A 21,697-nucleotide genomic window follows, 5' to 3' on the forward strand; every position below is an offset into this window, starting at 1 on the left:
AGCGAATTTATTTTGTTGCAACGCCGTTTCATTATGATAGGGTTTGTCTCATCGCCGCTGCTCAATAGCAGCAGCGACTGCCCTGACAATAAAAAGGTGTTCAAGATGTCCCGTACCATTCTGATTACCGGCCCCGAACTGGCCGCCGAGGCCATGCAACTTGCCGCCGACCAGGGCGTCAGGGTCGTCCCCACCACGCCCTATCTGGCGGAGCAAGATCTGGTCGAAATCATCCGCGCAGAGCAGCCCGATGCCATCGTGGTACGCCAAGGCACCCTGACCCGTGCCATGATTGAGGCCGGCGCGAAGCTGAAGCTGATTGCCAAGCACGGCGTCGGTTTCAACACGATTGATATACAGGCCGCTGCCGAGCGCGGGATACCGGTGTCGATCGCGGTGGGTGCCAACGCACAGTCGGTGGCCGAGCATGCATTCGCCCTGATGTTCAGCGTGGCCCGCCAGACCGCCCTGCTCGATGCGCGCATGCGTGACGGCCACTGGGACAAGGCCTCGGCCAATGGCATCGAGTTGTCCGGCAAGACCCTGGGCCTGGTCGGCCTGGGCTCGATCGGCAGCGTGCTGATGGACCTGGTGGCGCCGCTGCGCATGAAGGTCAAGGTGTTTGACCCCTACCTGAAGCAGCTGCCAGAGCGCGCCCATGTCGAGCGCGAAGAGGATTTCGATCGCCTGCTGGCTGAAAGCGATATCATTAGCCTGCACTGCCCGCTGACCGAGACCAATCACAACCTGATCGGTGCCGAGCAGCTCGCACGCATGCGATCAGGCGCCATCCTGATCAATACTGCCCGCGGCGAACTGATCGATACCGCCGCCTTGGTGCAAGCGCTCAGCGAACGCCGTATCGCCGGTGCCGGCCTGGACACCTTCAACCCAGAGCCGCCACCGTCCGACAGCCCGCTGTGGGGCCTGCCAACACTGGTCGCCACACCGCACGTCGGCGCCAACACCACCGAGGCCCGCGACCGCGTCGGCCTGGTTTGTGTCGGGCAGATTCTCGAAATCCTGGCAGGCAATGCTCTGGATCCGCGTTGTGTGGTCAACCGCCACCTGATCGATAGCTGATTGCGCTCCCTCGCGCCGCTTTGCGAGAAGGGGCGCTTTCACCTTGCACCACTCCAGAAGAAAAACAATTGGAGAGCACCATGACTTCAACTACATCTACGCCAGATGACCTCGAACGCAGCACCATGCGGCGCGTTGCCTGGCGCCTACTGCCTTTTCTGATCGTCTGCTACCTGATCGCGATCATCGATCGCGGCAACATTGGCATGGCTTCGCTGCAAATGAACCAGGACCTGGAACTGTCCGCCAAAGTCTTCGGTTTTGCCAGCAGCCTGTTCTTCTTTGCCTACTTCCTGATCGAAGTGCCCAGCAACCTGGCCATGCAGCGCTATGGCGCACGAATCTGGATCGCCCGGATCATGATCACCTGGGGCCTGGTTTCCGCCGGCACGGCGTTCGTCCAGGGCGCTAACTCGCTGTACGTTATGCGCTTCCTGCTGGGTGCCGCCGAAGCGGGCTTCTTCCCGGGCGTGCTGCTCTACCTTACCTACTGGTTGCCCTCGGCCTACCGTGCCCGCATGGTGGCGCTGTTCATGGTGGCGATCCCAGCTGCCAACTTCATCGGCTCGCCGCTGTCCGGCCTGCTGCTGAGTCTGGACGGCTGGATGGGCATGCGCGGCTGGCACTGGCTGTTCATCCTCGAAGGCATCCCCGCCGTGCTGCTGGGCATCGCCTGCCTGTTCGTACTCACCGACCGCCCTGAGCAAGCCAAGTGGCTTAGCGACGAGCAGCGCCGCTGGTTGACCCAACGTCTGGCCAGCGAAGCCGCGAAGAAGACCGCCATCGGCCATATCTCACTGTGGAAACTGCTGCGCCACAAGGATATCTGGGTACTGGCGCTGATCTACTCCGGGGCTTCCGCCGCTGGCAGCACCATGAGCGTCTGGGCGCCACAACTGCTGAAAACCTTCGGTCTCAGTGCCATGGAGATCGGCCTGGTCAATGCCATCCCGTATGGCATCGCCTCGGTCGTGATGATCATCTGGGGGCGTAGCTCCGACCGCACTGGGGAGCGCCGCTGGCACACTGCGATGACCATGCTGCTGATCGCCGCTGGCCTGCTGATGACCTTGTTCACCTCCTCGCTGCCGGCCACGGTGGTGATGCTGACCATGGTGCTGGTGGGTGCCTACTCGATGAAAGGGCCGTTCTGGGCGCTGGTATCGGGCTGGCTGTCATCGTCCACCGCAGCTGCAGGGTTGGCTGCCGTGGGGGCGATGGCCAACCTGATTGGGGGCGGTCTGATGGTCAATGCCTACGGCGCCATTCACGACGCTACCGGCAGCTACGCGCTGGCACTGATGCCACTCGCGGCACTGTGCACCCTGGCCGGCATCGCGGTTCTGGTGATCGGCCGCAAACGCCAGCGTGAGCAGGCTGAAGCGGCCACCACTGTCAGCGCCAAGTAAGCCATAGCCGCAGCTTCGATGCCCACCTTCCGCAGGGAATGTGGGCATCGTCTTTCCAGAACAACAAAAATCGAGGAATACCGATGAATTTCTCCCGCCGCCAATTCTTGCAGGCAGGGGGCGCACTGGGCGCTGCCGCTTCCATGGGTGCCCTGGCCAATGTGCCCTTCAGTCATGGTGATGCACAGCCACGCCTGACGCCTCCAGCGGGCAGTGTCGACTGCCATATGCATCTGTACGACAGCCGCGTTCCAGCAGCCCCAGGCGCGGCCTTGCTGCCACCGGATGCTTCGCTGGAAGACTACCGCCAGTTGCAGCAACGCCTGGGTATCCGCCGCTTGGTCATCGTTACACCGTCGACCTATGGCACTGACAACCGAGTAATGCTCGACGGTCTGCTGCGCAGCCGTGGCGATGCCCGTGGCGTTGCAGTGGTGGCCAGCTCGGTCACCGACAGCGAGCTCGCCGACCTGCACAAGGCAGGTGTACGTGGCATCCGCTTCAACCTCAGCGTCGGCAGCCAGGCACTCGACGGCATCGAACAGCTGGCGGCGCGGGTCGATGAACTGGGCTGGAATGTGCAGGTCGCGCCAGGCCCACTGCTGCCCGACGTGGCGCCACGGCTGCTGGCCCTGCCTGCCAAGGTGGTCATTGATCATATGGGCCATGTACCACAACCGGAGGGGCTTAAGTCCGAGGCCTATGCGGCGCTGGTACGGCTTCTGGACAGCGACCGAGGTTGGGTCAAGCTTTCGGCGCCTTACCTGCGTTCGAAAACCGGCGCGCCGCAGTTCAAAGATGTCGGGCGCGTCGCCAGTGCTCTGATCAGTCACCGCCCGGATCGCATGCTGTGGGGGAGTGACTGGCCGCACCCGACGCTTGCTCAAGACCAGAAGCCCGACGACGGGCTAATCCTTGACTTGCTGATGGACTGGGCGCCGCAGGCGCGCGTGCAGGCTTTGATCCTGCGCGACAACCCGGTGCAGCTCTACGGCTTCTGATCGCCTGGGGGTAAGCTTCGATGCCCCTGATGCCGACGAAAGTGGCTGGGCGCCATGCCTTCGTGCTTGCGAAAGCACCGGGCGAAATAGCTTTCGTCGGAAAATCCGCAGACCGCAGCCACCTGGCCTACAGGCTGGGTGCTACCCAGCAGCAGCGTACGCGCCAACTGCAGGCGCTGCTCGGTCAGGTACAGTGAAAACGACTTGCCGGTCTCCTTGCGCAGCAGTGCCGTGCACGGCGCCGACTGGTCGAAGCCCTTGGCCCAGTCCCATGGGCGGCCAAACTTCTTGGCCGTGGCCTGCAGGTCGCGGCGAGTCAGGTCCAGGCCGACGGCATAGCCGCATACGTGGTCCAGGGCGTCGACAGGGTCGATGTCAACGCCGCCCTTGCCGATAGCTACCACCAGTTCCACTTCATGGTGCAGGTCGAACGTGAGGGATGGGTAAGCAATTGCGGTTGCATCCGCCACCACCGCGTCAGCGGGCTTCATGAAGAAGAAGATGGTGCAGAGCGGTTTGGGCGTCTCGCTGGTCCCCATGGTCGGGCTGTGGCTCGAACAGCAGCACAGCGTGCGGGTAATCGAGTTGGGCGAGTTGCAGTTCCACAGAGAACTGGTGCTGATCGAGCGTCACTCCGTGCGCCAGCGCCCGTTACAGCAGCTGTTTCGCCACTGCCTTATCCGGTAAGGAGGCCTGAAGTTGCAGGCCTCATTCAGCCACGCCGGGCTCAGGAAAGGCTGATCAGGCAATTCACGATGACGCTTTATTCATCGGTATCGCACTGCATGCCCGAGCGCAACACGCCGTAGCGCAATGGCGCGTAGTCGTTAGTCTTAGATCAATGACGGTGCGCTTAGAAATTCCAGTACATACTGGTCTGCCACAAGAAAGCATCACCGCGTTTTGGCACGAGCGTAGGATTGTCCTGGTAAGTAAGGCCGTTGATCCAGTAGATCCCTTTGGTGACACGGAAGGCATGAGAAAGTGATACTGCCGTGATGGTGTCGGCCGGTTCCAATCCCTGTTCGCCCAGCACTTCGCGAAAGTCTTTGCTTATGAACGAACGGGTAAAGCCGAGCGAAGTCATGTCACGTGGTCGCCCAGGGAACAGGCCAATGTCGAACAGCGTCGCCTGGATATCACCGTGGTAGGCGTTGCGGTCCTCCGGCGCCCAGCTCGCCTTGGTGTCCAGGTACAGCCCTTGCGGGGTGCCCGGGGTAGGCGTAGTCAACTGCACGGTGTTGGCCACATAGGCGCCATAGTTACTGTCGGTCGGCTGCTGGCTCTTGAAGTAGGTGTAGTGGGAAGTGTTGTAGATCACACCCGCGCGGAACCACTGCGAGCGGCTGTTTTCACTGGGCTCGACCTTGTAACCGAACTCGTTGACGAAGATCGGGTTGGCGCCATCCACTCGCAACTTCAAACCGGATGGGTTCTTCTGCACATCGGCCAGGAAGCCTTCCGGGGTCATGCTGCGGCTAATGGATGAATGGTTGTACCAGCGCTTGCTGCTGTCGCGGAAGGTGACGTCGAATGCCGGCGTCGGCGCATTCAGGCTGAGGCCTACCTGCACCGGGATTACACTGGTCGGGCCCAGGGCCGCGGATGCCGAGTTGCCGCCCAGGATCATGCCGTAGAACTGCCGAATCAGCGGATAGAAGCCGTATTGCAATTCCAGCTTGCCGTCATTCAACGGCTGGTTCACGGCGAGGATCGCCACGTTGTTCAGGCGCGGGTAACCGTCCTCGTAGTTGGACGTCTGCCATTGCGGGGTGAACGTCAATTGCGCGCCTTTACTGAAACCGATGCGCTCCAGGTCATACGTTATGTTCAGGGCCAGGCTCTGGCTCCAGGTGAAGTTCTGCCCGCCGTATTCTTGCGGGTTGCGGTTCTGGCCCTTGAGGTCGTACATGGCCATCGGGTTCCAGCTCAACTGCATGCCAATACCCTGATCGGCAAGATCGGAACGCAGCCCATCGACATCTCCCAGCATTGACTCGCAGACCGAAGGCGCACGAATGACCGCGGTGGCCCGCGAGCTGAACTGGTCGAAATACTCGCAACTGTTACGTGGCGGGGCCTCGGCGGCCTGGACCGTCGTCTCTGCTTCTTCGCTCGAAACCGCGAAAACAGCACTAGCAAACAGCGATGAACCTAACAGTACGGCAAAGGATGGCAGGCATCTGCCCATTGGACTTTTAAGCACGTCATGACTCCCGAAGTTCTTGTAGTTTTTACGGAGACCTCCGCAACTTGCGGACTTGCGGCACCAGTAGTCCACAGCCTCCGGCAACTTAGAAATCGTTTATGACGAGCACCCGTTATCTTGATTGTTTATGCCTCGCACGCGTCCATCATGTTGATGGATAAGCCGTTATCGATATTTATCATGCCACCCCAGCGCTATTGGCCGCACATACTTCCAGGCTGTTAGCCACTCGCGGAGAATTCCAATAATGCGTAACGCGATGATTGATGTAGATGTGCTGATAGTGGGGAGCGGGCCGGTCGGTGCTACCTGTGCGCGCCTGCTTGTCGATGATGGGCAGTTGAACGTGCTGATGGTCGATGCCGGCCCACTGCTCACCCAGCGCGCCGGCCAGCATGTGCGCAACCTGGCCGAACAGCCGCGCCTCGAGGCCCAGGTCGCCGCCCAAGGTCCAACTGCTTTCCGCTACAGCGTGCCCAGCATGCCCGAACGCGCCAACGCCGCCGTTTCGGGTGACTATCGCCTTGAACACCTGGTGCGGCCCGGCACCCACCTGCCCAACGGCGAACGCTGGGGTGACCTGCCGGCGGCCGCCTGCTCGACCAACGTCGGCGGCATGGGCGCTCACTGGACCTGCGCCTGCCCGCCGCCGGCCGAGGGCGAAGCCATCAGCTTCATTCCCGCTGCCCAGATGCAGGCCGCCCTGGCCAAGGCCAGGGAGCTGCTGCAGGTCACCGCTGCTGCCTATCCGGATACCCCGGTCAGCCAGCGCCTGCGCGAACGCCTGGGCAGCGCCTTTGCCGATGTCACCACGGCCACCCGCGCCGTGCAGCGCATGCCCCTGGCCTGCAGCAGCGACAACACGCAACGCCGCTGGAGCGGCAGCGATACGATTCTCGGCACGCTGGCGGAGCCGTCGGGCCGTCCTGAGCGATTCGAGATCCGCCACGACACGGCCTGCCTCCAGTTGCGCGTGAAGCACGACCGCATCGTCGGCGCGGACCTGCTGGATCGCGCCAGCGGCACCCGCTACCAGGTCGACGCGAAGACCGTGATCGTCGCTGCCGATGCACTGCGCACTCCACAACTGTTGTGGGCCTCGGGCATCCGCCCCGAAGCACTGGGCCGCTACCTCAACGACCAGCCCCAAGTGGTGCATGCCGTGCGCCTGGATGCCGACGAATGTGGCATCAGCCAGTCAGGCGCCGACCCGACCGTGGGCGTGTATTGGGTCCCCTACGACCGCCAGCACCACCCGTTCCACGGCCAGGTGATGCAGATGGAAGCCTGCCCGGTGGCCCTGGCCGACGAGGCCCAGGCGGATGTCGAACACATCGTGGCCATGGGCTGGTTCTGTTGCAAGCAGGACATCCGCGCACAAGACCGCGTGCACTTCAGCGAAACCGAAAAGGACTTCCTCGGCCTGCCGGCCATGACCCTCGACTACAGCCTCACTGACCGCGACCTGGAACAGGTCGGCAAGGCCCGTGACCTGCTGCAACGCGCCGGCAAGGCGTTGGGCACGCCGCTAGGAGAGGCGCCGCTGATGCTGCCACCCGGCAGTTCCCTGCACTATCAGGGCACCACGCGCATGGGTGAAGCGGACGATGGCACCAGCGTTTGCGACGACCATGGCCAGGTGTGGCGTTTCCACAACCTCTACGTCGCCGGTAACGGCGTGATCCCCACGCCGACTGCCTGCAACCCGACGCTGACCAGCGTCGCCCTCGCCGTGCGTACCTGCGAGCGTATCCTCCAGGAGCGGCGTCCATGATCACCCTCAAAGGCCCTTCGCTGTTCGTCGCCCAGTTCATGGGTGACAGCGCCCCTTTCGACACCTTGGACCACCTGGCGGAGTGGGCCGCCGGGCTGGGCTACAAGGCATTGCAGCTGCCGTGTGATCCGCGCCTCTTCGACCTGCAGCAGCTGGCGAGCAGCCAGGCCTACGCCGACGACATTGGTGGTCGCCTGGACCGCCATGGCCTGGTGATCAGTGAGCTGTCCACCCATTTGCAAGGCCAGCTAATCGCCGTGCACCCGGCCTATGACACCCTGTTCGATGCCTTCGCCCCGCGCGCCTTGCGCGGCGACCCCGGCGCCCGTCGCCAATGGGCCACCGAACAGGTGGCCCTGGCGGCGCGTGCGTCCGGCCGCCTGGGGTTGTCGGCCCATGCGACCTTCTCCGGGTCGCTGGCCTGGCCTTATCTGTATCCCTGGCCGCAGCGCCCGCAAGGGCTGGTGGAACTTGCCTTCGAGGAACTGGGCAAGCGCTGGCGCCCGCTGCTCGACGCCTTCGACCGCCACGGCGTGGACGTGTGCTTCGAGCTGCACCCGGGCGAAGACCTGCATGACGGGATCAGCTTCGAGCGTTTTCTCGACGTGGTCGACCAGCACCCGCGGGCAAAACTGCTGTACGACCCGAGCCACCTGCACCTACAGCAGATCGACTACCTGGTCTTCATCGACCATTACCACGCCCGCATCGGTGCCTTCCACGTCAAGGATGCCGAATTCCGCCCCGATGGCCGCCAGGGTGTCTATGGCGGCTACGGCGACTGGATCTCCCGCGCCGGCCGCTTTCGCTCGCTGGGCGACGGGCAGATCGACTTCAAGGCGATTTTCTCGCGCCTGGCCGCCAACGACTATGCCGGCTGGGCCACGCTGGAATGGGAATGCTGCCTCAAGCACCCCGAGGCGGGTGCCCGTGAAGGCGCGCGCTTCATCGATGAGCACATCATCCATGTGGCGCAGCACGCCTTCGACGACTTTGCCCGCAGCGCCGTCGACCAGGCGCAGCTATCACAGATACTGGGCCTTGGAGGTGAGCGATGAGTGCACTGGCACGGCGCCTGCGCCTGGGCATGGTCGGCGGCGGTGACGGGGCCTTCATCGGCGCCGTGCACCGCATGGCCGCCAGGCTCGACGACCGCTTCGAATGGGTAGCGGGCGCCTTCAGCAGAAACCCTGAGCGTGCCGACGCCAGCGCACGGGCGCTGTTCATCCCGCCGCAGCGCAGCTACCACGACTGGCAGGCGATGGCCCGGGCCGAGGCGGCGCGCGGGGATGGCATCGATGCCGTGGTGATCGTCACGCCCAATCACTTGCACATCCCCGTCGCGTCGGCGTTCATCGCCCAGGGCATCGATGTGATCTGCGAGAAGCCGCTTGCCGGTACCTATGCCGAAGCCCTTGCGTTGGCTGAAAGTGTGTCCACGAGCGATCGTATATTCGCCGTGACCCACCCCTACAGCGGCTACCCCATGGTGCGGGAAGCACGTCGGCTAGTGGCGGCCGGCGCCATTGGCGAGGTGCGCGTGGTACAGGTCGAGTACGCCCAGCAATGGCTCACCGAACCGGTGCACAGCCCCCAGGCGAGCTGGCGCGACGACCCTGCCCAGGCCGGACCGGCCGGGGCCTTGGGCGACATCGGCAGCCATGCCTTGCACCTGGTGGAATTCGTCAGTGGTGTGGCGCTGAGCGAGGTCTGCACGGACCTGGCGTCGATGGTGCCGGGCCGGCGCCTGGATGATCAGGTGCAGGCCTTGCTACGCTTCGACAACGGTGCGCGCGGTGGTTTGTGGGCCTGCCAGGTGGCGCCCGGCCAGGACAACGGCCTGCGTCTACGGCTGTTCGGCAGCAAGGGTTCGCTGGTCTTCGATCAGCAGCAACCCGAGACGCTGCTGGTCGCGGAAATCGGCCAGCCAACGCGCGTCCTCACACGTGGGGCGGGCGCGCATGGCCAGCCGCGCGATGCGTTGCTGCGCCTGCCGGCAGGCCATCCGGAGGGGTTCATCGAGGCCTTCGCCCAGCTTTACTGGGACTACGCCGAACGCTGGCTGGCGCGTGCAACAGGGCGCCCTGCCCCGCACGCCAGCACGCTACTGCCGGGCTTCGAGGCTGGCCTGCGCGGGCTCGCCGCCATCGAGGCCATGCTGCGTAGCCACGCCCTGGGCGGGCAGTGGGTGAAGCTGGAACACTGACTGGCCGTCGCCGACCGGCGCCTGCACCAGCTGTGCCACACAGGCGAGCAACTGCTCGCGCAGCCAGGCATGGGCAGGTTCCTGGTCGCGCTGCCGGGGCCATTGCAGCACCTGCCGGCAACGCGGCGCGTGCTGCGCGGCATTGAGCATGCGCAGGTTGGGGTAGCGCTGGCAGAAATGCCGTGCGACGAATTCCGGCAGCCGCACCCGCAGGTTGCTCGCCCCCAGCAGTGCCGGCAGCGCCAGCAGATGGTCGGTGCGCCAGCCTTCGCTGCCTTTGGCTTCAAGGTCCGAGACGATCACCTCGCAGCCATCGTCCGGGTCGACCAGAAAGCTCGGCTCGACCGGGCGCTGGCAGACCAGCGTTGCCAACGGTACGTCGAGCAATACCTGGCTGGCGTAGGCCGGGTCATGATCATCCAGGGGGACGATCAGCAGGTCGGCGCCATGGCGCAGGAAGGCATCCTGCACCGCGCCTTCGCCCAGTTGAGCGATCGACAACACTTCAAGGCGTGCACCAGGCGCCAGCTTGATCAGGCGCTGGTACAGCAGCGGGAGGAGAAACCCGGCATCGAGGTCCGAGCACATCACCTTGAACGACTGCCGGGTACGCGCGGCATCGAAGGCCTGGTTGCCGCGGGCGATTTCGGCGGCCTGGCGCACGGCCTGGCGAACCTTGTCCTGCATCTCCAGCGCGAGCGGCGTGGGGCGCATGCGGCGGCCATCCAATTCCAGCAGCGGGTCTTCGAAATGCTGGCGCAGCCGCGCCAGGCCGGCACTGATCGCCGGCTGGCTCACATACAACTGCTCGGCCGCACGGCTGACGCTGCAGTGCTCCAGCAGCGCATCCAGCACTACCAGCAGGTTGAGGTCTAGAGCCCGATAACGCATGGCAGCGCTCCTGTATGCGGCACCTTCACGCAACTGCGAATCAATTGGCGCAACCAGTCGTGCAGGGGCTCCTGGATGACGCCAACGCGCCAGGACAAACGCTGCACCAGCCTGGCCGCCTCGAAGGGCAGCGGCCAGACCTGCAGCGGTTTTTCCGTGCGGTAGGCGCGGCTCAGGGACGCCGGCACGCAGGCGATCGAGTCACCGCCTTCCAAATAAGTGTCCAAGGCCAGATACCCCGGCACCTGCGCACTGATCTCACGCGCCTCATCGCCCACGAAGCGCTGCCCCGCCACGCGCAGGTGCGACAGGCGGTTGAAGGTTTCCAGGTTCAGGCCGGCCTGCAAGGCCGGGTGATCGGCGCGGGCGATGCAGTGCCACTGTTCCTCGAAAAGCGCCTCGCTGTGGCTGCCGGCATCGCTGGCGATCATGAAATCGACTTGCTGGCGGGCCATCCAGGCATCGAGGTTTTCCGTGCTAGCCCGTGGGGCGGCCAACAGTTGCACATGCAAAGCCGGTGCTTGCCGGCTGATCGCCTGGATGACCTGCGGCAGCAACTGCTGGGCCTGATCGTCGGTACAGGCGATTCGCACGGTAGCGCGACACTGGCCGGGCACGAAGGCCGCGGGCAGTGCCAGCAACCCGCTCACGGCCTGCAGCCACTGCCGGACGATAGGCTTGAGCTCCTGGCTGAGCGCCGTCGGCAGCATGCTGTGGTTACCCTTCACCAGCAGTTCGTCGCTGAAATGTTCGCGCAGGCGGGCCAGCGAGGAGCTCACCGTGGACTGCCCCAGGCCCAGGCGTTGCGCGGCCCGGGACACATTGCATTCCTGCAGCAGGATATCCAGTACCAGCAGCAGATTCAGATCCAGTCCCTTCAATCGCATGGGCAACCCTCTATCGCTTCGCGCTTTTCTTGTTGTAGGTGGCAAGCTGCACGGCTTGCAAATAGAACCATAATTCTGGTTCTATGCCTCATAGTTATTTGCCTTTTCATGCCCGTCAAGTTTTTCCTTGCGGGCCACCGGAAAAAACTCCAAGCTTGCCGCCATGACCACACCAAACGTACGCCCGCCCCTACAAGACCGAAGCCGCCAGTCACTGGAAAAAGTGCTCACAGCCGCGCGCCAGCTGCTGTGCGAGAGCGTGAGCGCGGACCTCACGCTGATCGAGGTGAGCAAGGCCGCCGGCGTGTCGATCGGCTCGATCTACGGCCGCTTCAAGGGCAAGGAAGACTTGCTGCAGGTTGTATTCGAGGATGCCCTGGAGCAGATGGACCTCGAGTGGCAAAGCCTGATGAGCGACCTGGGCGCCCGTCCACTGACCCTGCCCGAGCGGCTGCCGCTGCTGGTCGATACCCTGGCCGAATTCCTTGCCCGGCATGCCGCAATCCTCAAGCCGTTCATGAACCGCGCCGGCAATGCCGACATCGCCCGTTCCGGCAAGCAATCCCATGGCCGCATGGCCGCGAGCTTCATCGCGCAGATCAGCGCCCATCAGGGCGAAATCCGCCATCCGGACCCTGAACGCGCCATCAACTCCTGCTTCCGTATCACCTACTCGTCCCTGGCGCGCTTCCTCGGCCTGGGCTCGGCCGCCGACGCTGCCGGCGAAGGTGACTGGAACCACCTGAAGCAGGACCTGGGCACCATGAGCGTGCTGTTCCTCACCCACTGACACGCCCCCCCTCACCTCGATAATTGAATCGGGGTTGGCGCTTCTCGAATATTAGAATTAGAATTCTTGTTTCACCCAAGATTGGGAGGTTGGCCCATTGAAGGCAATAAACCCGCACGCACGCGCCTTTCTGGTACTGATGGCCGCCGTCAGCGCCCTGGGCGCGCTCGGCATCGACATGGCGCTGCCGGCCAACGGCAGCACCGCCTTGGCCCTGGGGGTCGCGCCGGAAGCCATGGCCTGGTCACTCAGCGTTTTCCTCGCAGGCTTCGCCGCCGCTCCGCTGCTGGCCGGCCCGCTGTGCGACCGTCATGGCCGCAAACCGGTGCTACTGGCCTCGCTGGTGCTGTTCAGCGTGGCCAGCATTGGCTGCGCCCTGTCGAACAACCTGGGCACACTGCTGGCCTGGCGGCTGGTCCAGGGCATCGGCGGCGGCGCTGGCCGGCCGGTGATCCTGGCGATCATGCGCGACTGCTTCCAGGGCAGCGAGGCGCGCAGCAAGCTGTCGTTCATGGCGGCGCTGGGCATGTTGGCCCCGCTGCTGGCGCCGAGCCTGGGCTCGGTGCTGATCGCCTTTGCCAACTGGCAGATACTGTATGTATTCCTGGGCGTCTATGGCGTCGTGATCGGGTTGCTGTTAACCCGGGGGTTCCGGGAAACCCTAGCCACGCCCCTGCCCCAGCTCAGCCCAAGGAGTCTGGTCAGCGGCTATGCGATGACGCTCAAGAAGCCGCTGTTCCTCGCCGGCACCTTGGTCACCTCCGCCTCGTTCGCTTCGATCTTCGCCTATGTCAGTGCCGCCCCCAGCCTGTTCATCGGTGACCTGGGGCTGAGCCCGCAGCAGTTCGGCCTGATCTTCGGCGCCTGCTCGGCCGGCTTGATCGTCGGCGCGATCAGCAATGGGCGCCTGAGCGCCAGGCATGTGGATGCGCACAAGCTGCTGCTTGCCGGCGCCGGCCTGGCCGTTGCAGGCTGTGCGGGGCTGGCCGTTTGCGCAGCAGTCGGCGCCACATCGATCTGGCCCTGGCTGGCCTGCATCCTGCCGCTGACCATGTCCGGCGGGCTGGTCAGCGGCAATGCCACGCAACTGGCGCTGCAGCCGTTCCGCCAGCACGCAGGCACTGCCAGCGCACTGATGAGCAGCCTGCAGATGGCCGGCGCATCGCTGGCCGGCGCGCTGGTCGCAGGTTTGGCGTCATTCGGCAGCGGGCCGTCGATGGTGATCGCCTGCGCCGCCTGCCAGACGCTCATGGTCGGCGGCATCATCTGGCTGCGTGCGCAGGCGCTTTGCCGGCAAACGGCGGGTGTCCCGGCAGAGTCCCGGCACTAGCAACGAAAAAAGGGCCTCCTGAACAGGAGGCCCTTTCGTTTACTGCGTCGCTAACGCTTCACGCCGGGATCTTGCGCAACGCATGCCCATGGCCCGACAGGGTATAGGCAAAAATCGCCGCCCCCAGCACCAGCGCCACGCACCCCAGTACCGAGAACGGCACCATGATGCTACCGTCCGCCTGCACCCGCAGCAGGTTGACGAACAGCGGGCTGACGAACATCCCGGCGAAGAACGCGCTGGACCACGCCCCCATCGCCCGCCCGCGGTGCGCAGGCCCCACCAGTGACGCCACCCAGAAGATCATCGAGCTGACCGCCATGCCGGCACCGACCTGTTGCACCACCGCGCCCACGCCCATGGCCAGGGTACTCTGGGCCAGGCCAATGAGCACCATGCCTACGCCGATCAGTGCCAGCGTGACGGTCAGCACCCGCTCCGGGGTGATGCGGCTGGAGACAAAGCCGAACACCACCGCGCCCAGGGGCACCGCCAGCGAAGCCAGCGACATCATTAACCCGATCCGCTGCGGCGAGGCGCCGTCCAGGGCGTGGAATGCCGTGCCGGCGTTGATGGTGTAGACGTAGTACACGACGGCGATGACGAAGGTGATCGAACAGATCGTCGCGATACGCAGCCAGGGGAACACGGTGTCATCGATCAGCGGCTCGTCATCGTGGCGCTTTTCGGCGTCCGGCTCGAACATCCACACCTTCATCGCCAGGCACAGCGGGAAGGCGATGGCGTAGATCCAGAACGCGCCATTCCAGGCCATGGCCGTCAGGTAGCCGGAACTGGCGATGACGACAGCGGCCAGCGACGGCCCGATGAAGCCCTGCAAGGCCAGCCAGAAGCGCCGACGACGGACGTTGAAATAGTTGATCAGCATGGTGTTGGCCAGGGTCAGCACCACCGCCTCGGCCAGGCCGACGCCCAGGCGGCTGGCGAAGATCACGGCCAGCGACTCGCACCACAGGGGCATGGTGCCGCACAGGCCAAACAGCAAGGTTGAGCCGATCAGCAATCGACGACGCCCCAGCCGGTCCGCCAGCAAGCCGGCAAAGGGTGCTGCGAAGGCGATCATCAGGCCCGGTGCGGTGATCATCGTCGGGATCAGCACCTGCGCGTACGGCACATCGGCGAAGTGCTCGATCAGGGTTGGCACCGCCGGCGCCAGCGAGACAATGGCAAGGATGGGCAAAAAGCCCGTCAGCACCATGATGAGGCCCTGCGCCACACCGGCGCGCTGAGCGGTTTCTGTAGCAGTAAGGGTATTTCCCACGATCTTCTCCTTCGTTGTTCTTGTGGAGATGAAACAGGCTGGGCACGCGGCAAGGCGAATCGGGTCGGCCCGACTCGCCTGCTTTCATTGGCTTATCGAGATCACCGGGTCAGCGCGACATCCGCCTCGCAGGTGGTGGTGGGCACGAACGGCAGGTAGGAAATCCGCAGCTTCTCGGCCAGCTTCAGGCGGTGCGTGCCCGCGGCCAGGCCGCCGGCTTTGAGCACGATCAGCTCAGCCTTTTCGCCGAAGTTCCAGCGGTCGTCGTAGACGCTTTCCAACTCGTCCAGGCTCCAGCTGCGCCCACGCACACTGAAGCGGATGTCGCTGCGCGCGACCGCCTCGCCGTCGACGCTGATGGCGATGTCCTCGATCATCGACAGGCCCAGGCCGCGGTAATACGGCAGGCGCGCGAGGAAGCGGAAGCCGGTGACCTGGCCGCCTTCGACGACGTTGGTGAAGCCTTCCTGGCAAATCATGTGTTTATCGAACATCGGGGCAATCCTCAGGCAGCCAGCGCGGCGGGCAGGTCTTCGTTGAGCAGTTTGCAGAACATGCGGTGTTGCAGGCGAACCTGGTGCAGGCTGTCGACTTCGAAGGCATCTTCGACCCAGCGGTTGCCTTCGTACTCGGAGCAGACGTAGCCGTCATAGCCACCCTTTTGCAGCACACGGAAGATCTCGTCGTACGGGATCGACCACTCTTCCAGCGCCTCGGTCATCTCGTAGAACTTGGCGTGGATGTTGTGGATGCGCGGCATGAAATCAAGCATGCGCTTGGGCTCGAACGCAGCGTTGTGGCGCAGCGTTTCAGCCATGGCGAGCTGCGGGCCCGGGCCCCACTTTTCCATCACATCGAGGATCACGTATTCGCTGAGACGACGGTCTTCATAGCTCTTTTCGATGAACTCAGCGGCGGCGACCGGGCAGCCATTGCGGATGAAGCGCTCTTTCCAGACACGGGGGAAGCGGAACAGAAACATGCCCATGTCCGGCAGGAAGCCCAAGGCCTGGCTGCCGGAACGCTCGTAGGCTTCGGCGTGGCGGATGATCCAGGGGTGGTCGAAGTGCAGCGGCGCGTGCACTTCCAGTAGGATCTTCAGCCCCAGCTCCTCGGCGTAGGGTGCCGCGGCCACCAGCACTTCAGGTTCGACCGAGACCAGCGAACGGATGTACTTCATGCCCAGACGCGAGGCGAATTGAAGGTCGTTGCGCACACTGCGCACCTGCTCGTCAAACGGCATCGGGCGGCCTTTGTAGCGTTTGTAGTCGAGCATGAAGTCGTGACTGACCGGCACCGTACCGTGCTTTTTCATCAGGTGATGCCAGTGCTCGATGGCCGTGTCGGCCACGCCCTGCTCCGGCCAGCCGGCGAAGCTCTGCTCGCCGATGATCTCGATGCCCAGCGCCCCCATGTCGGCGCAGTGGCGGATGCAGTCGGCGAGGTCCATCTTGCCGAGGAAGGTTTCGTTCTGGAAGCTGTACAGGCTGACGCCGCGTTTGATCTTGTTGTTCATGACGGTTTCCTGAGGGGCGGTTACAGGCCGGTGGCGAGGCGCGCGCTGGCCAGCGATTGCAGGGATGGCAAGGTGGGCTTGTATTCGAGGCCGATGGCTTGCCGGTAACCCAGCGCCTTGAGCCGTTGCAGCAGGTCGCTCCAGTCGAGCTGGCCGGTGCCGGGTTCGTTGCGGCCCGGCAGGTCGGCGATCTGCACGTGGCGCACCAGGTGCATGCGCCCGTGCAGCACGTCTTCGAGCGATTCGTCCATCACGCTGGAGTGGTACACATCGAACAGCAGCTTGAGGTTCGGGCTGCCGACCTCCTCGATGATGTCCAGGGTTTCGCGGGTGTCGTGGAGAAACATGCCGGGGTGGTCGATGCGGGTGTTGAGCGGCTCGACCAACAGCTCCACCCCGGCGGCCTCGGCCAGGCCCGCGGCCTCGGCCAACGCCTTCACTGCCGCGGCGCGCTGTTCGACACGGGAGACGCCCTCGCGGGTGAAGCCGGAAGCAACGATCAGCGGCGGCGAGCCAACCTGCTGGCTGGCCGCCAGGCTGTCGCGCACGGCCTCGATGAACTCGGCGTGCTGCGCCGGGTCGACCAGGCTGCGGCGCGGGTCGACGCAGAAGCTGGTGAGGGTCACACCGGTTTCACGCAGGGCTTGCGCCACCTGGTCCATGGGCTTGTCACGCCACAGGTGGAACTCGACATGGCTGAGGCCCGCGGCCTTCGCCGCGCGAATGCGGTCGGCGAACGCCGGGCAGTCATCCTGGAAGAGCCATTCGATACAGGCTGATGGGTACACGTCTTACCTCCTTGTGCGGCGGCCATGCTCCGCCATTATTATTCTGAACAAGTATTCGCGTTCTAATTATTTAGCAGTGAGCCACAGCTTTCGCGCCCCTGCACAATCATTTATTTCGCGCTCGACGTATCGCCGGTGGCGATGCCTTCGGCGAACAGCGAATGCCAGGCGCCCGCCTCGACCCGGCCCCTTTCATCGACGTGGAGCGCCAGTTGAAACCAGCTCTCGCTGCTGGAGGCACCCAGCGTCAGGCGATAAAGCCCAGGGCGCAGGCGCCAGCGCTGTGCCTGGCAATCCCAGCGGGAGAAACTGCGCGCTTCGAGCACCAGGTTGGCCACCGCCCTGCCCGCTGCCGGCACCTCCACGGCCAGGAAGGCTTCCAGGCAATAGCGCGCTTGCTCGCCCTCCTCGGCGGGCGCCTGCAGGTAAAGTTGCGGAACGGCTTTACCTGGGCGCGTCGAGCTGTTGAGCAGCGACAGGCTCACGCTCAGCTGGTCGACCTGCTCGCCGAACAGCTGCGCCACTTCTGGCTCGATCAAGGCATAGCCCAGGCCGTGGCCGAACGGGAATGCCGGTTTCAGCGCGTTCGCGGCGAAGTGGCGATAGCCCACCCACCATTGCTCGCGGTAATGCAGGTTTGCGTTGGCGTCCGGTGCCAGTGACCAGGCCGGGTAGTCCTGCTCTTGCGCGGCAAAGGTCACAGGCAAGCGCCCGCCCGGCTCGCGGTCGCCTGCCAGCACCGAGGCCAGTGCCGGGCCGAAGCCTTGCCCCGGGTACCAGGCGACGATGACCGCGGCGGCTCGTTCGAGGCAGGCGGTGTCGACCGGGTGAGCCACGTTGAGCACCACCACCGTGCGCGGGTTGACCTCGCAGACCGAACGGATCAGCGCCTGCTGCGCGGCACTTAGCTGGGTGGTGTCGCGGTCGACGCTTTCCAGGCCGGCGTCGGCGGTTTCCCCCACCATCAGGACCACGCTGTCCACGTCCCTGGCCAGGGCCACGGCTTGTTCAAGCAGCTCGCCTTGCTCGGGAGCTCGGCAGCCGAACCACAGGCCATGGGCCAGGCTGCAGCGGAGATTCATCGAGAATTCGAGCGAGACCTGCTGGCCCGCCTCCAGCGCGACATCCACCGTGGTGTGCGGGCTCTGCATCAGTTTGCCCATGATGTCGCCAGACAAGGTGACACCATCGAACCTGGCCTGCTCCAGCCCGTCGATGAACAGGCTGACCTCGCCTGTGCCGCCGACGAAGAAGCGATGCACGCCACTGCGCTGCGCCTGCATGACCGTGCACGCGGTGACATTGGCGGTGCCTTCGAGCGCCAGCAGGTCACCCACGCCGGGCATGTGTTTGAACCAGATCAGCGACGAGGCGTGGCGCGCTTCCTGATGCACCTGGCGCCCTTCGCCATCGCGGAAGGTCACGTTCAGGTTCAGCGGCTCCCGGGATGCGCCGCGGCTCAAGGTCAGCGGTGGAATTCGATACTCGGCGACCACGCCCTCGGCATACTGCACGTCGGCAAAGCGCGCTGCGATCGAGGTGACCGGCATCTGCGTCGCAGGGTCGAGGGCCACCTTGGCGAAGGTGCCGCCCTGGAAACAGGGCTGGACCGCGTTGGGCCCGATCACCGCGATGCGCTTGTGCTTGCCTGGCTGCAACGGCAGCAAACCGTCGTTGCGAAGCAGCACCATCCCAGCAGCCGCCGCTTCTTCGAGCACGTGCTTGCGCTCCGACTCGGCAGTGGCGCTGGCATCGTATGGCGCGGGGTTGGCCACCCGCTCGGCCAGCCGTTGCAGGCGCTGAGCAGCATCGACCACGTATTTGCCGATCGCGGCAGCGTCGGGCAGCGCTTCGCCCATATGGCGCGCCGGGCCTGGCATTTCCAGGTCGAGTCCGGCTTTCAGGCTGGCGACGCCATTGTGGGTGCCGAACCAGTCAGACATGATCAGGCCATCCCAGCCCATACCTTGTTTGAGCCAGCCGATTGCCTGGCCCAGCTCGGCGCAGCGCACACCATTGACGCTGTTGTAAGCCGTCAGCATGCCCCAGGCCCCGCGGCTGGCGGTGTACTCGAACGGACGAAAATACACTTCGCGCAGGGTTTGCTCGTCCACCGCCACATTCATGTTGCGCCGGTCGGTTTCCGAGTCGTTGCACACCAGGTGCTTGATCACCGAGGCCACGCCCCGGGACTGCACGCCTGCAGCCCATGCCCCGCCCAAGTGCGAGATCAGCAACGGGTCTTCGCCGAACAGCTCGAAGGCCCGGCCCGCCAGGGGGCTGCGCATCAGGTTGAGGTTGGGCGCAAGAATACCCTGGATGCCCAGGCGCAATGCCTCGTCACCCACTACCTGGCCAACCTTGCGCACCTGCGCCGTATCCCAGCTCGCCGCCAGAGCGAGACCGCAGGGCGTGAGCAGAGCCAGGTCGCGCTCATCCACCCGCCCGCCGGTGATGCCCATGGGGCCATCGGAAAAGCGCATGGACTTGAGCCCGATGGCCGCCAGCGGGTGGGTCGACCACATGTCCTGCCCCGCCGTGAGGTGCGCCACCTGGCGCCAGTCGAACGCTGGGCTACCCATGGCTCACCCTCTGCCCCGAACCCTGGCGCTGTGGCGCCAGCACCAAGGTCTGCTCGGCCAGCATGGCCAGCGACGCGGCTACCTGGGGTTCGGTGCAATGCCCTTGCGCGTCGAACAGCGAGGCGCCGGCGGTATTGAGCGTCACGCCCAGCGGCGTCGGCCATCCACGCAGTGCATGGACGATGGAGCGCAAGGCGCCCAGGGTGGTGTTGCAACCCTGCCAGCCGGCCGCGGTAACGATGCAGCCCACCGCACGGCCATCCAGATAGACGCGGCTGTCCTGGCGCAAATCTTCCAGCAGATCGATGGCGTTTTTCACCAGGCCCGAGACACCGCCGTGGTAGCCGGGCGTGGCGAAAATCACCCCATCTGCGGCACGCACGGCCTCGATCAACGCCACCTCGGCGGGCGTACGCTCAGCCACCTGCGGGTCGAAGCTCGGCAAGGCAGACAGCTCTGCGCCGCCAAACAGCAGGGTGCGCGCGCCCAGCTGTCGCGCACGCTCCAGGGCGCAACGCAACGCTTTCTCGGTACTCGACCCAGGCCGAGTAGTGCCACCGATGCCCACGATCAGCGGTCGGTCGGCATCATGCAAAGCAATGGTACGGTTCATGATTCAAGCCTCCCTCAACGAAATTGCGGCATGACCTGGCGCGAGAACAGGTCCAGCGACTGGTTGGCGAAGCCGATGCGTTGCTCGGTCAGCGGCCCGTTGATGAAACCCATCAGCACGTTGCCGATGCCCAGCTGCTGGTGCTTGTGCAACTCCTCGGCGACCTGCTCCGGCGTGCCGTGCAGGCACCAGGTGTTGATCCATTCCTTGCTGAAGCAATCCGGGTGCGGGTGCAGCGACACGCCGCTGAGCACTTCGGCACGCTTGTTGTAGTGGTACTCGCGGTCAATGGCTTGCTTGTAGGCCTTGAGGATCTGCATCAACTCCTCCTCGGCCTGATCCGCGCTTGGCGCCAGGTGCACGCACTGGTAGGTGTGGGTGGTCCAGGACAGGCAGTGCTCGATCACCTGCGGCGCATGCCCCGCCTCGTGCAGCGCATCGCGGTAGCGGTTGAAGTATTTGGTCAGCTCGGCGAACGGGTCGGCACTGGCCACCACCGGCGGCGTGAACGCCGGGATGAACGCCGGCCAGCCCGAATCCGCAGCGCGCTGCATGCTGGTTTCGCGCAGGGCGACCGGCATGATGCGGTTGAATTTCTTCTGGTAGGCGGTCGGCACGATGCGCTGTACAACGGCGCCTTTGTAATGCGCGGTTTCGAAGGTGATCGGATCATCCTCGATCTCCTTGTCCCAGAGGCGCTGCACCAGGTCGAGGTTCTCTTGCAGCAGGGCCGAGGCATGCTTGTAGTTGACGCCGAAGCCGATCATCTCCTCCGGGGTGGTACCACTGCCCACGCCTACCAGCAGGCGCCCATCGGTCAGCTGATCGAGCAAGTTCACCCGCTCGGCGAAGCGCACCGGGTGGTGCAACGGCACGGTGGTGACCGACATGCCGAAATGCACGCGCTTGAGCTGCGCCGCCAGGTACGCCGCGAACATGAACGGGTCGCTGGACATGGGGGCGTAGCCGGTGAAGTGGTGATCCGGCATGAACACCGCGTCGAAGCCCAGGCGCTCGGCGGCGCGGGCGTGATCGACCAAGGCATCCATGACGAAACGGTCTTGCTCGGGGGCAGTCGAACGACCGACCAGGAAGGCGGAGAAGCGCATCATGTGTGTCCTCTTATTGTCATGATGATTTCCCTGGACGAGGTCTGAGCAGCCTTTGCACGTGCATGCAAGGTGATTGCTAGAATTAGAATTCTCGTTCCAGTTTGTTGAGAATAGGCAGCTATGACCGAGGTCGTCAACATCCCATTCGTGATTTTCAGAGAAGCTCGGTAAGGTGTTTTATCTGCCGGACGGTATTGCCGACGGCGTATGCTCAACCGGCAAAA

At 64.4% G+C, this 21,697-nt stretch carries 20 protein-coding genes; 9 read left to right on the forward strand and 11 right to left on the reverse strand.

Annotation, left to right across the window (positions count from 1 at the left end; all coding sequences use genetic code 11):
• Positions 1–105: 105 nt before the first annotated feature.
• The 3 genes from F3J45_RS03765 to F3J45_RS03775 all read left to right on the forward strand — a co-directional run bounded on the left by F3J45_RS03765 (position 106) and on the right by F3J45_RS03775 (position 3,493).
• Positions 106–1,083 carry a hydroxyacid dehydrogenase gene (locus tag F3J45_RS03765; RefSeq protein WP_167057547.1) on the forward strand — a complete coding sequence of 326 codons (978 nt, stop codon included), beginning with the start codon at positions 106–108 and terminating at the stop codon, positions 1,081–1,083.
• A gap of 80 nt (positions 1,084–1,163) precedes the next feature.
• Complete coding sequence (locus F3J45_RS03770) at positions 1,164–2,492, forward strand: MFS transporter (protein WP_167057550.1); 1,329 nt, start codon at positions 1,164–1,166, stop codon at positions 2,490–2,492.
• A gap of 83 nt (positions 2,493–2,575) precedes the next feature.
• Positions 2,576–3,493, forward strand: a complete 918-nt coding sequence (locus tag F3J45_RS03775) for an amidohydrolase family protein (protein ID WP_167057553.1) — start codon at positions 2,576–2,578, stop codon at positions 3,491–3,493.
• Here the strand turns inward: F3J45_RS03775 and F3J45_RS03780 are convergent.
• Complete coding sequence (locus F3J45_RS03780; RefSeq protein WP_167057556.1) at positions 3,481–4,032, reverse strand: fumarylacetoacetate hydrolase family protein; 552 nt, start codon at positions 4,030–4,032, stop codon at positions 3,481–3,483. The two genes, F3J45_RS03775 and F3J45_RS03780, sit on opposite strands and share 13 nt — an antisense overlap.
• On the opposite strand from F3J45_RS03780, the gene F3J45_RS03785 reads away from it, so the two are divergent.
• Positions 3,983–4,180, forward strand: a complete 198-nt coding sequence (locus tag F3J45_RS03785) for a hypothetical protein (protein ID WP_167056866.1) — start codon at positions 3,983–3,985, stop codon at positions 4,178–4,180. The genes F3J45_RS03780 and F3J45_RS03785 overlap by 50 nt on opposite strands.
• Before the next feature lie 166 nt (positions 4,181–4,346).
• Here F3J45_RS03785 and F3J45_RS03790 read toward each other — a convergent pair whose 3' ends face one another.
• Positions 4,347–5,699: a carbohydrate porin gene (locus F3J45_RS03790; RefSeq protein WP_370526224.1), complete on the reverse strand. Its 1,353-nt coding sequence runs from the start codon at positions 5,697–5,699 to the stop codon at positions 4,347–4,349.
• Positions 5,700–5,961: 262 nt separating this feature from the next.
• Here F3J45_RS03790 and F3J45_RS03795 point away from each other — a divergent pair, with 262 nt between their 5' ends.
• From F3J45_RS03795 to F3J45_RS03805, 3 genes are read left to right on the forward strand one after another with little or no spacing between them, the layout of a single operon-like run.
• A complete protein-coding gene (locus F3J45_RS03795; protein WP_205300383.1) occupies positions 5,962–7,476 on the forward strand; it encodes a GMC oxidoreductase in 1,515 nt (504 codons plus the stop codon).
• Positions 7,473–8,534: a sugar phosphate isomerase/epimerase gene (locus F3J45_RS03800; RefSeq protein ID WP_167057564.1), complete on the forward strand. Its 1,062-nt coding sequence runs from the start codon at positions 7,473–7,475 to the stop codon at positions 8,532–8,534. Before F3J45_RS03795 ends, F3J45_RS03800 begins: the two co-directional genes overlap by 4 nt.
• Entirely contained in the window at positions 8,531–9,682 is a 1,152-nt protein-coding gene (locus tag F3J45_RS03805) for a Gfo/Idh/MocA family protein (protein ID WP_167057567.1), read from the forward strand. Before F3J45_RS03800 ends, F3J45_RS03805 begins: the two co-directional genes overlap by 4 nt.
• Here the strand turns inward: F3J45_RS03805 and F3J45_RS03810 are convergent.
• The gene (locus F3J45_RS03810; RefSeq protein ID WP_167057570.1) at positions 9,581–10,573 is read right to left on the reverse strand and encodes a LysR family transcriptional regulator; all 993 of its coding nucleotides are present in this window, start codon (positions 10,571–10,573) and stop codon (positions 9,581–9,583) included. The two genes, F3J45_RS03805 and F3J45_RS03810, sit on opposite strands and share 102 nt — an antisense overlap.
• A complete protein-coding gene (locus F3J45_RS03815) occupies positions 10,555–11,460 on the reverse strand; it encodes a LysR family transcriptional regulator (RefSeq protein ID WP_167057573.1) in 906 nt (301 codons plus the stop codon). Before F3J45_RS03815 ends, F3J45_RS03810 begins: the two co-directional genes overlap by 19 nt.
• A gap of 163 nt (positions 11,461–11,623) precedes the next feature.
• Here F3J45_RS03815 and F3J45_RS03820 point away from each other — a divergent pair, with 163 nt between their 5' ends.
• Together F3J45_RS03820 and F3J45_RS03825 are read left to right on the forward strand one after the other, a co-directional pair.
• Positions 11,624–12,250, forward strand: coding sequence for a TetR/AcrR family transcriptional regulator (locus tag F3J45_RS03820; protein WP_167057576.1), 627 nt, complete (start codon positions 11,624–11,626; stop codon positions 12,248–12,250).
• 97 nt (positions 12,251–12,347) lie between these two features.
• The gene (locus tag F3J45_RS03825) at positions 12,348–13,580 is read left to right on the forward strand and encodes a multidrug effflux MFS transporter (RefSeq protein ID WP_167057579.1); all 1,233 of its coding nucleotides are present in this window, start codon (positions 12,348–12,350) and stop codon (positions 13,578–13,580) included.
• Positions 13,581–13,638: 58 nt separating this feature from the next.
• Here the strand turns inward: F3J45_RS03825 and F3J45_RS03830 are convergent, their stop codons facing one another.
• From F3J45_RS03830 to F3J45_RS03860, 7 genes are all read right to left on the reverse strand, one after another.
• Positions 13,639–14,862, reverse strand: a complete 1,224-nt coding sequence (locus F3J45_RS03830; RefSeq protein WP_370526225.1) for an MFS transporter — start codon at positions 14,860–14,862, stop codon at positions 13,639–13,641.
• Positions 14,863–14,963: 101 nt separating this feature from the next.
• Positions 14,964–15,356 (reverse strand): DUF6379 domain-containing protein, encoded by a 393-nt coding sequence (locus F3J45_RS03835; protein ID WP_167057582.1) that lies wholly within the window; start codon positions 15,354–15,356, stop codon positions 14,964–14,966.
• Positions 15,357–15,367: 11 nt separating this feature from the next.
• A complete protein-coding gene (locus tag F3J45_RS03840; RefSeq protein ID WP_167057585.1) occupies positions 15,368–16,378 on the reverse strand; it encodes a sugar phosphate isomerase/epimerase in 1,011 nt (336 codons plus the stop codon).
• Between the two features lie 20 nt (positions 16,379–16,398).
• Positions 16,399–17,166 (reverse strand): TIM barrel protein, encoded by a 768-nt coding sequence (locus F3J45_RS03845; RefSeq protein ID WP_167057588.1) that lies wholly within the window; start codon positions 17,164–17,166, stop codon positions 16,399–16,401.
• A 110-nt stretch (positions 17,167–17,276) separates the two neighbouring features.
• Positions 17,277–19,748 (reverse strand): beta-glucosidase, encoded by a 2,472-nt coding sequence (locus F3J45_RS03850; protein WP_167057591.1) that lies wholly within the window; start codon positions 19,746–19,748, stop codon positions 17,277–17,279.
• The gene (locus tag F3J45_RS03855) at positions 19,741–20,361 is read right to left on the reverse strand and encodes an NADPH-dependent FMN reductase (protein ID WP_167057594.1); all 621 of its coding nucleotides are present in this window, start codon (positions 20,359–20,361) and stop codon (positions 19,741–19,743) included. The genes F3J45_RS03850 and F3J45_RS03855 overlap by 8 nt, the downstream gene beginning before the upstream one ends.
• A gap of 14 nt (positions 20,362–20,375) precedes the next feature.
• Positions 20,376–21,473 carry an LLM class flavin-dependent oxidoreductase gene (locus F3J45_RS03860; RefSeq protein ID WP_240164520.1) on the reverse strand — a complete coding sequence of 366 codons (1,098 nt, stop codon included), beginning with the start codon at positions 21,471–21,473 and terminating at the stop codon, positions 20,376–20,378.
• Positions 21,474–21,697: the final 224 nt, after the last annotated feature.

The organism is Pantoea sp. Ap-967, from assembly GCF_011752565.1.
Lineage (GTDB): Bacteria > Pseudomonadota > Gammaproteobacteria > Pseudomonadales > Pseudomonadaceae > Aquipseudomonas.

Excerpts from the sequence above, each read along its gene's own strand:
- F3J45_RS03765 (WP_167057547.1), top strand. The coding sequence starts at position 106 with ATGTCCCGTACCATTCTGATTACCGGCCCCGAACTGGCCGCCGAGGCC.
- F3J45_RS03770 (WP_167057550.1), top strand. The coding sequence starts at position 1,164 with ATGACTTCAACTACATCTACGCCAGATGACCTCGAACGCAGCACCATG.
- F3J45_RS03775 (WP_167057553.1), top strand. The coding sequence starts at position 2,576 with ATGAATTTCTCCCGCCGCCAATTCTTGCAGGCAGGGGGCGCACTGGGC.
- F3J45_RS03785 (WP_167056866.1), top strand. The coding sequence starts at position 3,983 with ATGAAGAAGAAGATGGTGCAGAGCGGTTTGGGCGTCTCGCTGGTCCCC.
- F3J45_RS03780 (WP_167057556.1), bottom strand. The coding sequence starts at position 4,032 with ATGGGGACCAGCGAGACGCCCAAACCGCTCTGCACCATCTTCTTCTTC.
- F3J45_RS03795 (WP_205300383.1), top strand. The coding sequence starts at position 5,962 with ATGATTGATGTAGATGTGCTGATAGTGGGGAGCGGGCCGGTCGGTGCT.
- F3J45_RS03800 (WP_167057564.1), top strand. The coding sequence starts at position 7,473 with ATGATCACCCTCAAAGGCCCTTCGCTGTTCGTCGCCCAGTTCATGGGT.
- F3J45_RS03805 (WP_167057567.1), top strand. The coding sequence starts at position 8,531 with ATGAGTGCACTGGCACGGCGCCTGCGCCTGGGCATGGTCGGCGGCGGT.
- F3J45_RS03810 (WP_167057570.1), bottom strand. The coding sequence starts at position 10,573 with ATGCGTTATCGGGCTCTAGACCTCAACCTGCTGGTAGTGCTGGATGCG.
- F3J45_RS03815 (WP_167057573.1), bottom strand. The coding sequence starts at position 11,460 with ATGCGATTGAAGGGACTGGATCTGAATCTGCTGCTGGTACTGGATATC.
- F3J45_RS03820 (WP_167057576.1), top strand. The coding sequence starts at position 11,624 with ATGACCACACCAAACGTACGCCCGCCCCTACAAGACCGAAGCCGCCAG.
- F3J45_RS03835 (WP_167057582.1), bottom strand. The coding sequence starts at position 15,356 with ATGTTCGATAAACACATGATTTGCCAGGAAGGCTTCACCAACGTCGTC.
- F3J45_RS03840 (WP_167057585.1), bottom strand. The coding sequence starts at position 16,378 with ATGAACAACAAGATCAAACGCGGCGTCAGCCTGTACAGCTTCCAGAAC.
- F3J45_RS03850 (WP_167057591.1), bottom strand. The coding sequence starts at position 19,748 with ATGGGTAGCCCAGCGTTCGACTGGCGCCAGGTGGCGCACCTCACGGCG.
- F3J45_RS03855 (WP_167057594.1), bottom strand. The coding sequence starts at position 20,361 with ATGAACCGTACCATTGCTTTGCATGATGCCGACCGACCGCTGATCGTG.
- F3J45_RS03860 (WP_240164520.1), bottom strand. The coding sequence starts at position 21,473 with ATGATGCGCTTCTCCGCCTTCCTGGTCGGTCGTTCGACTGCCCCCGAG.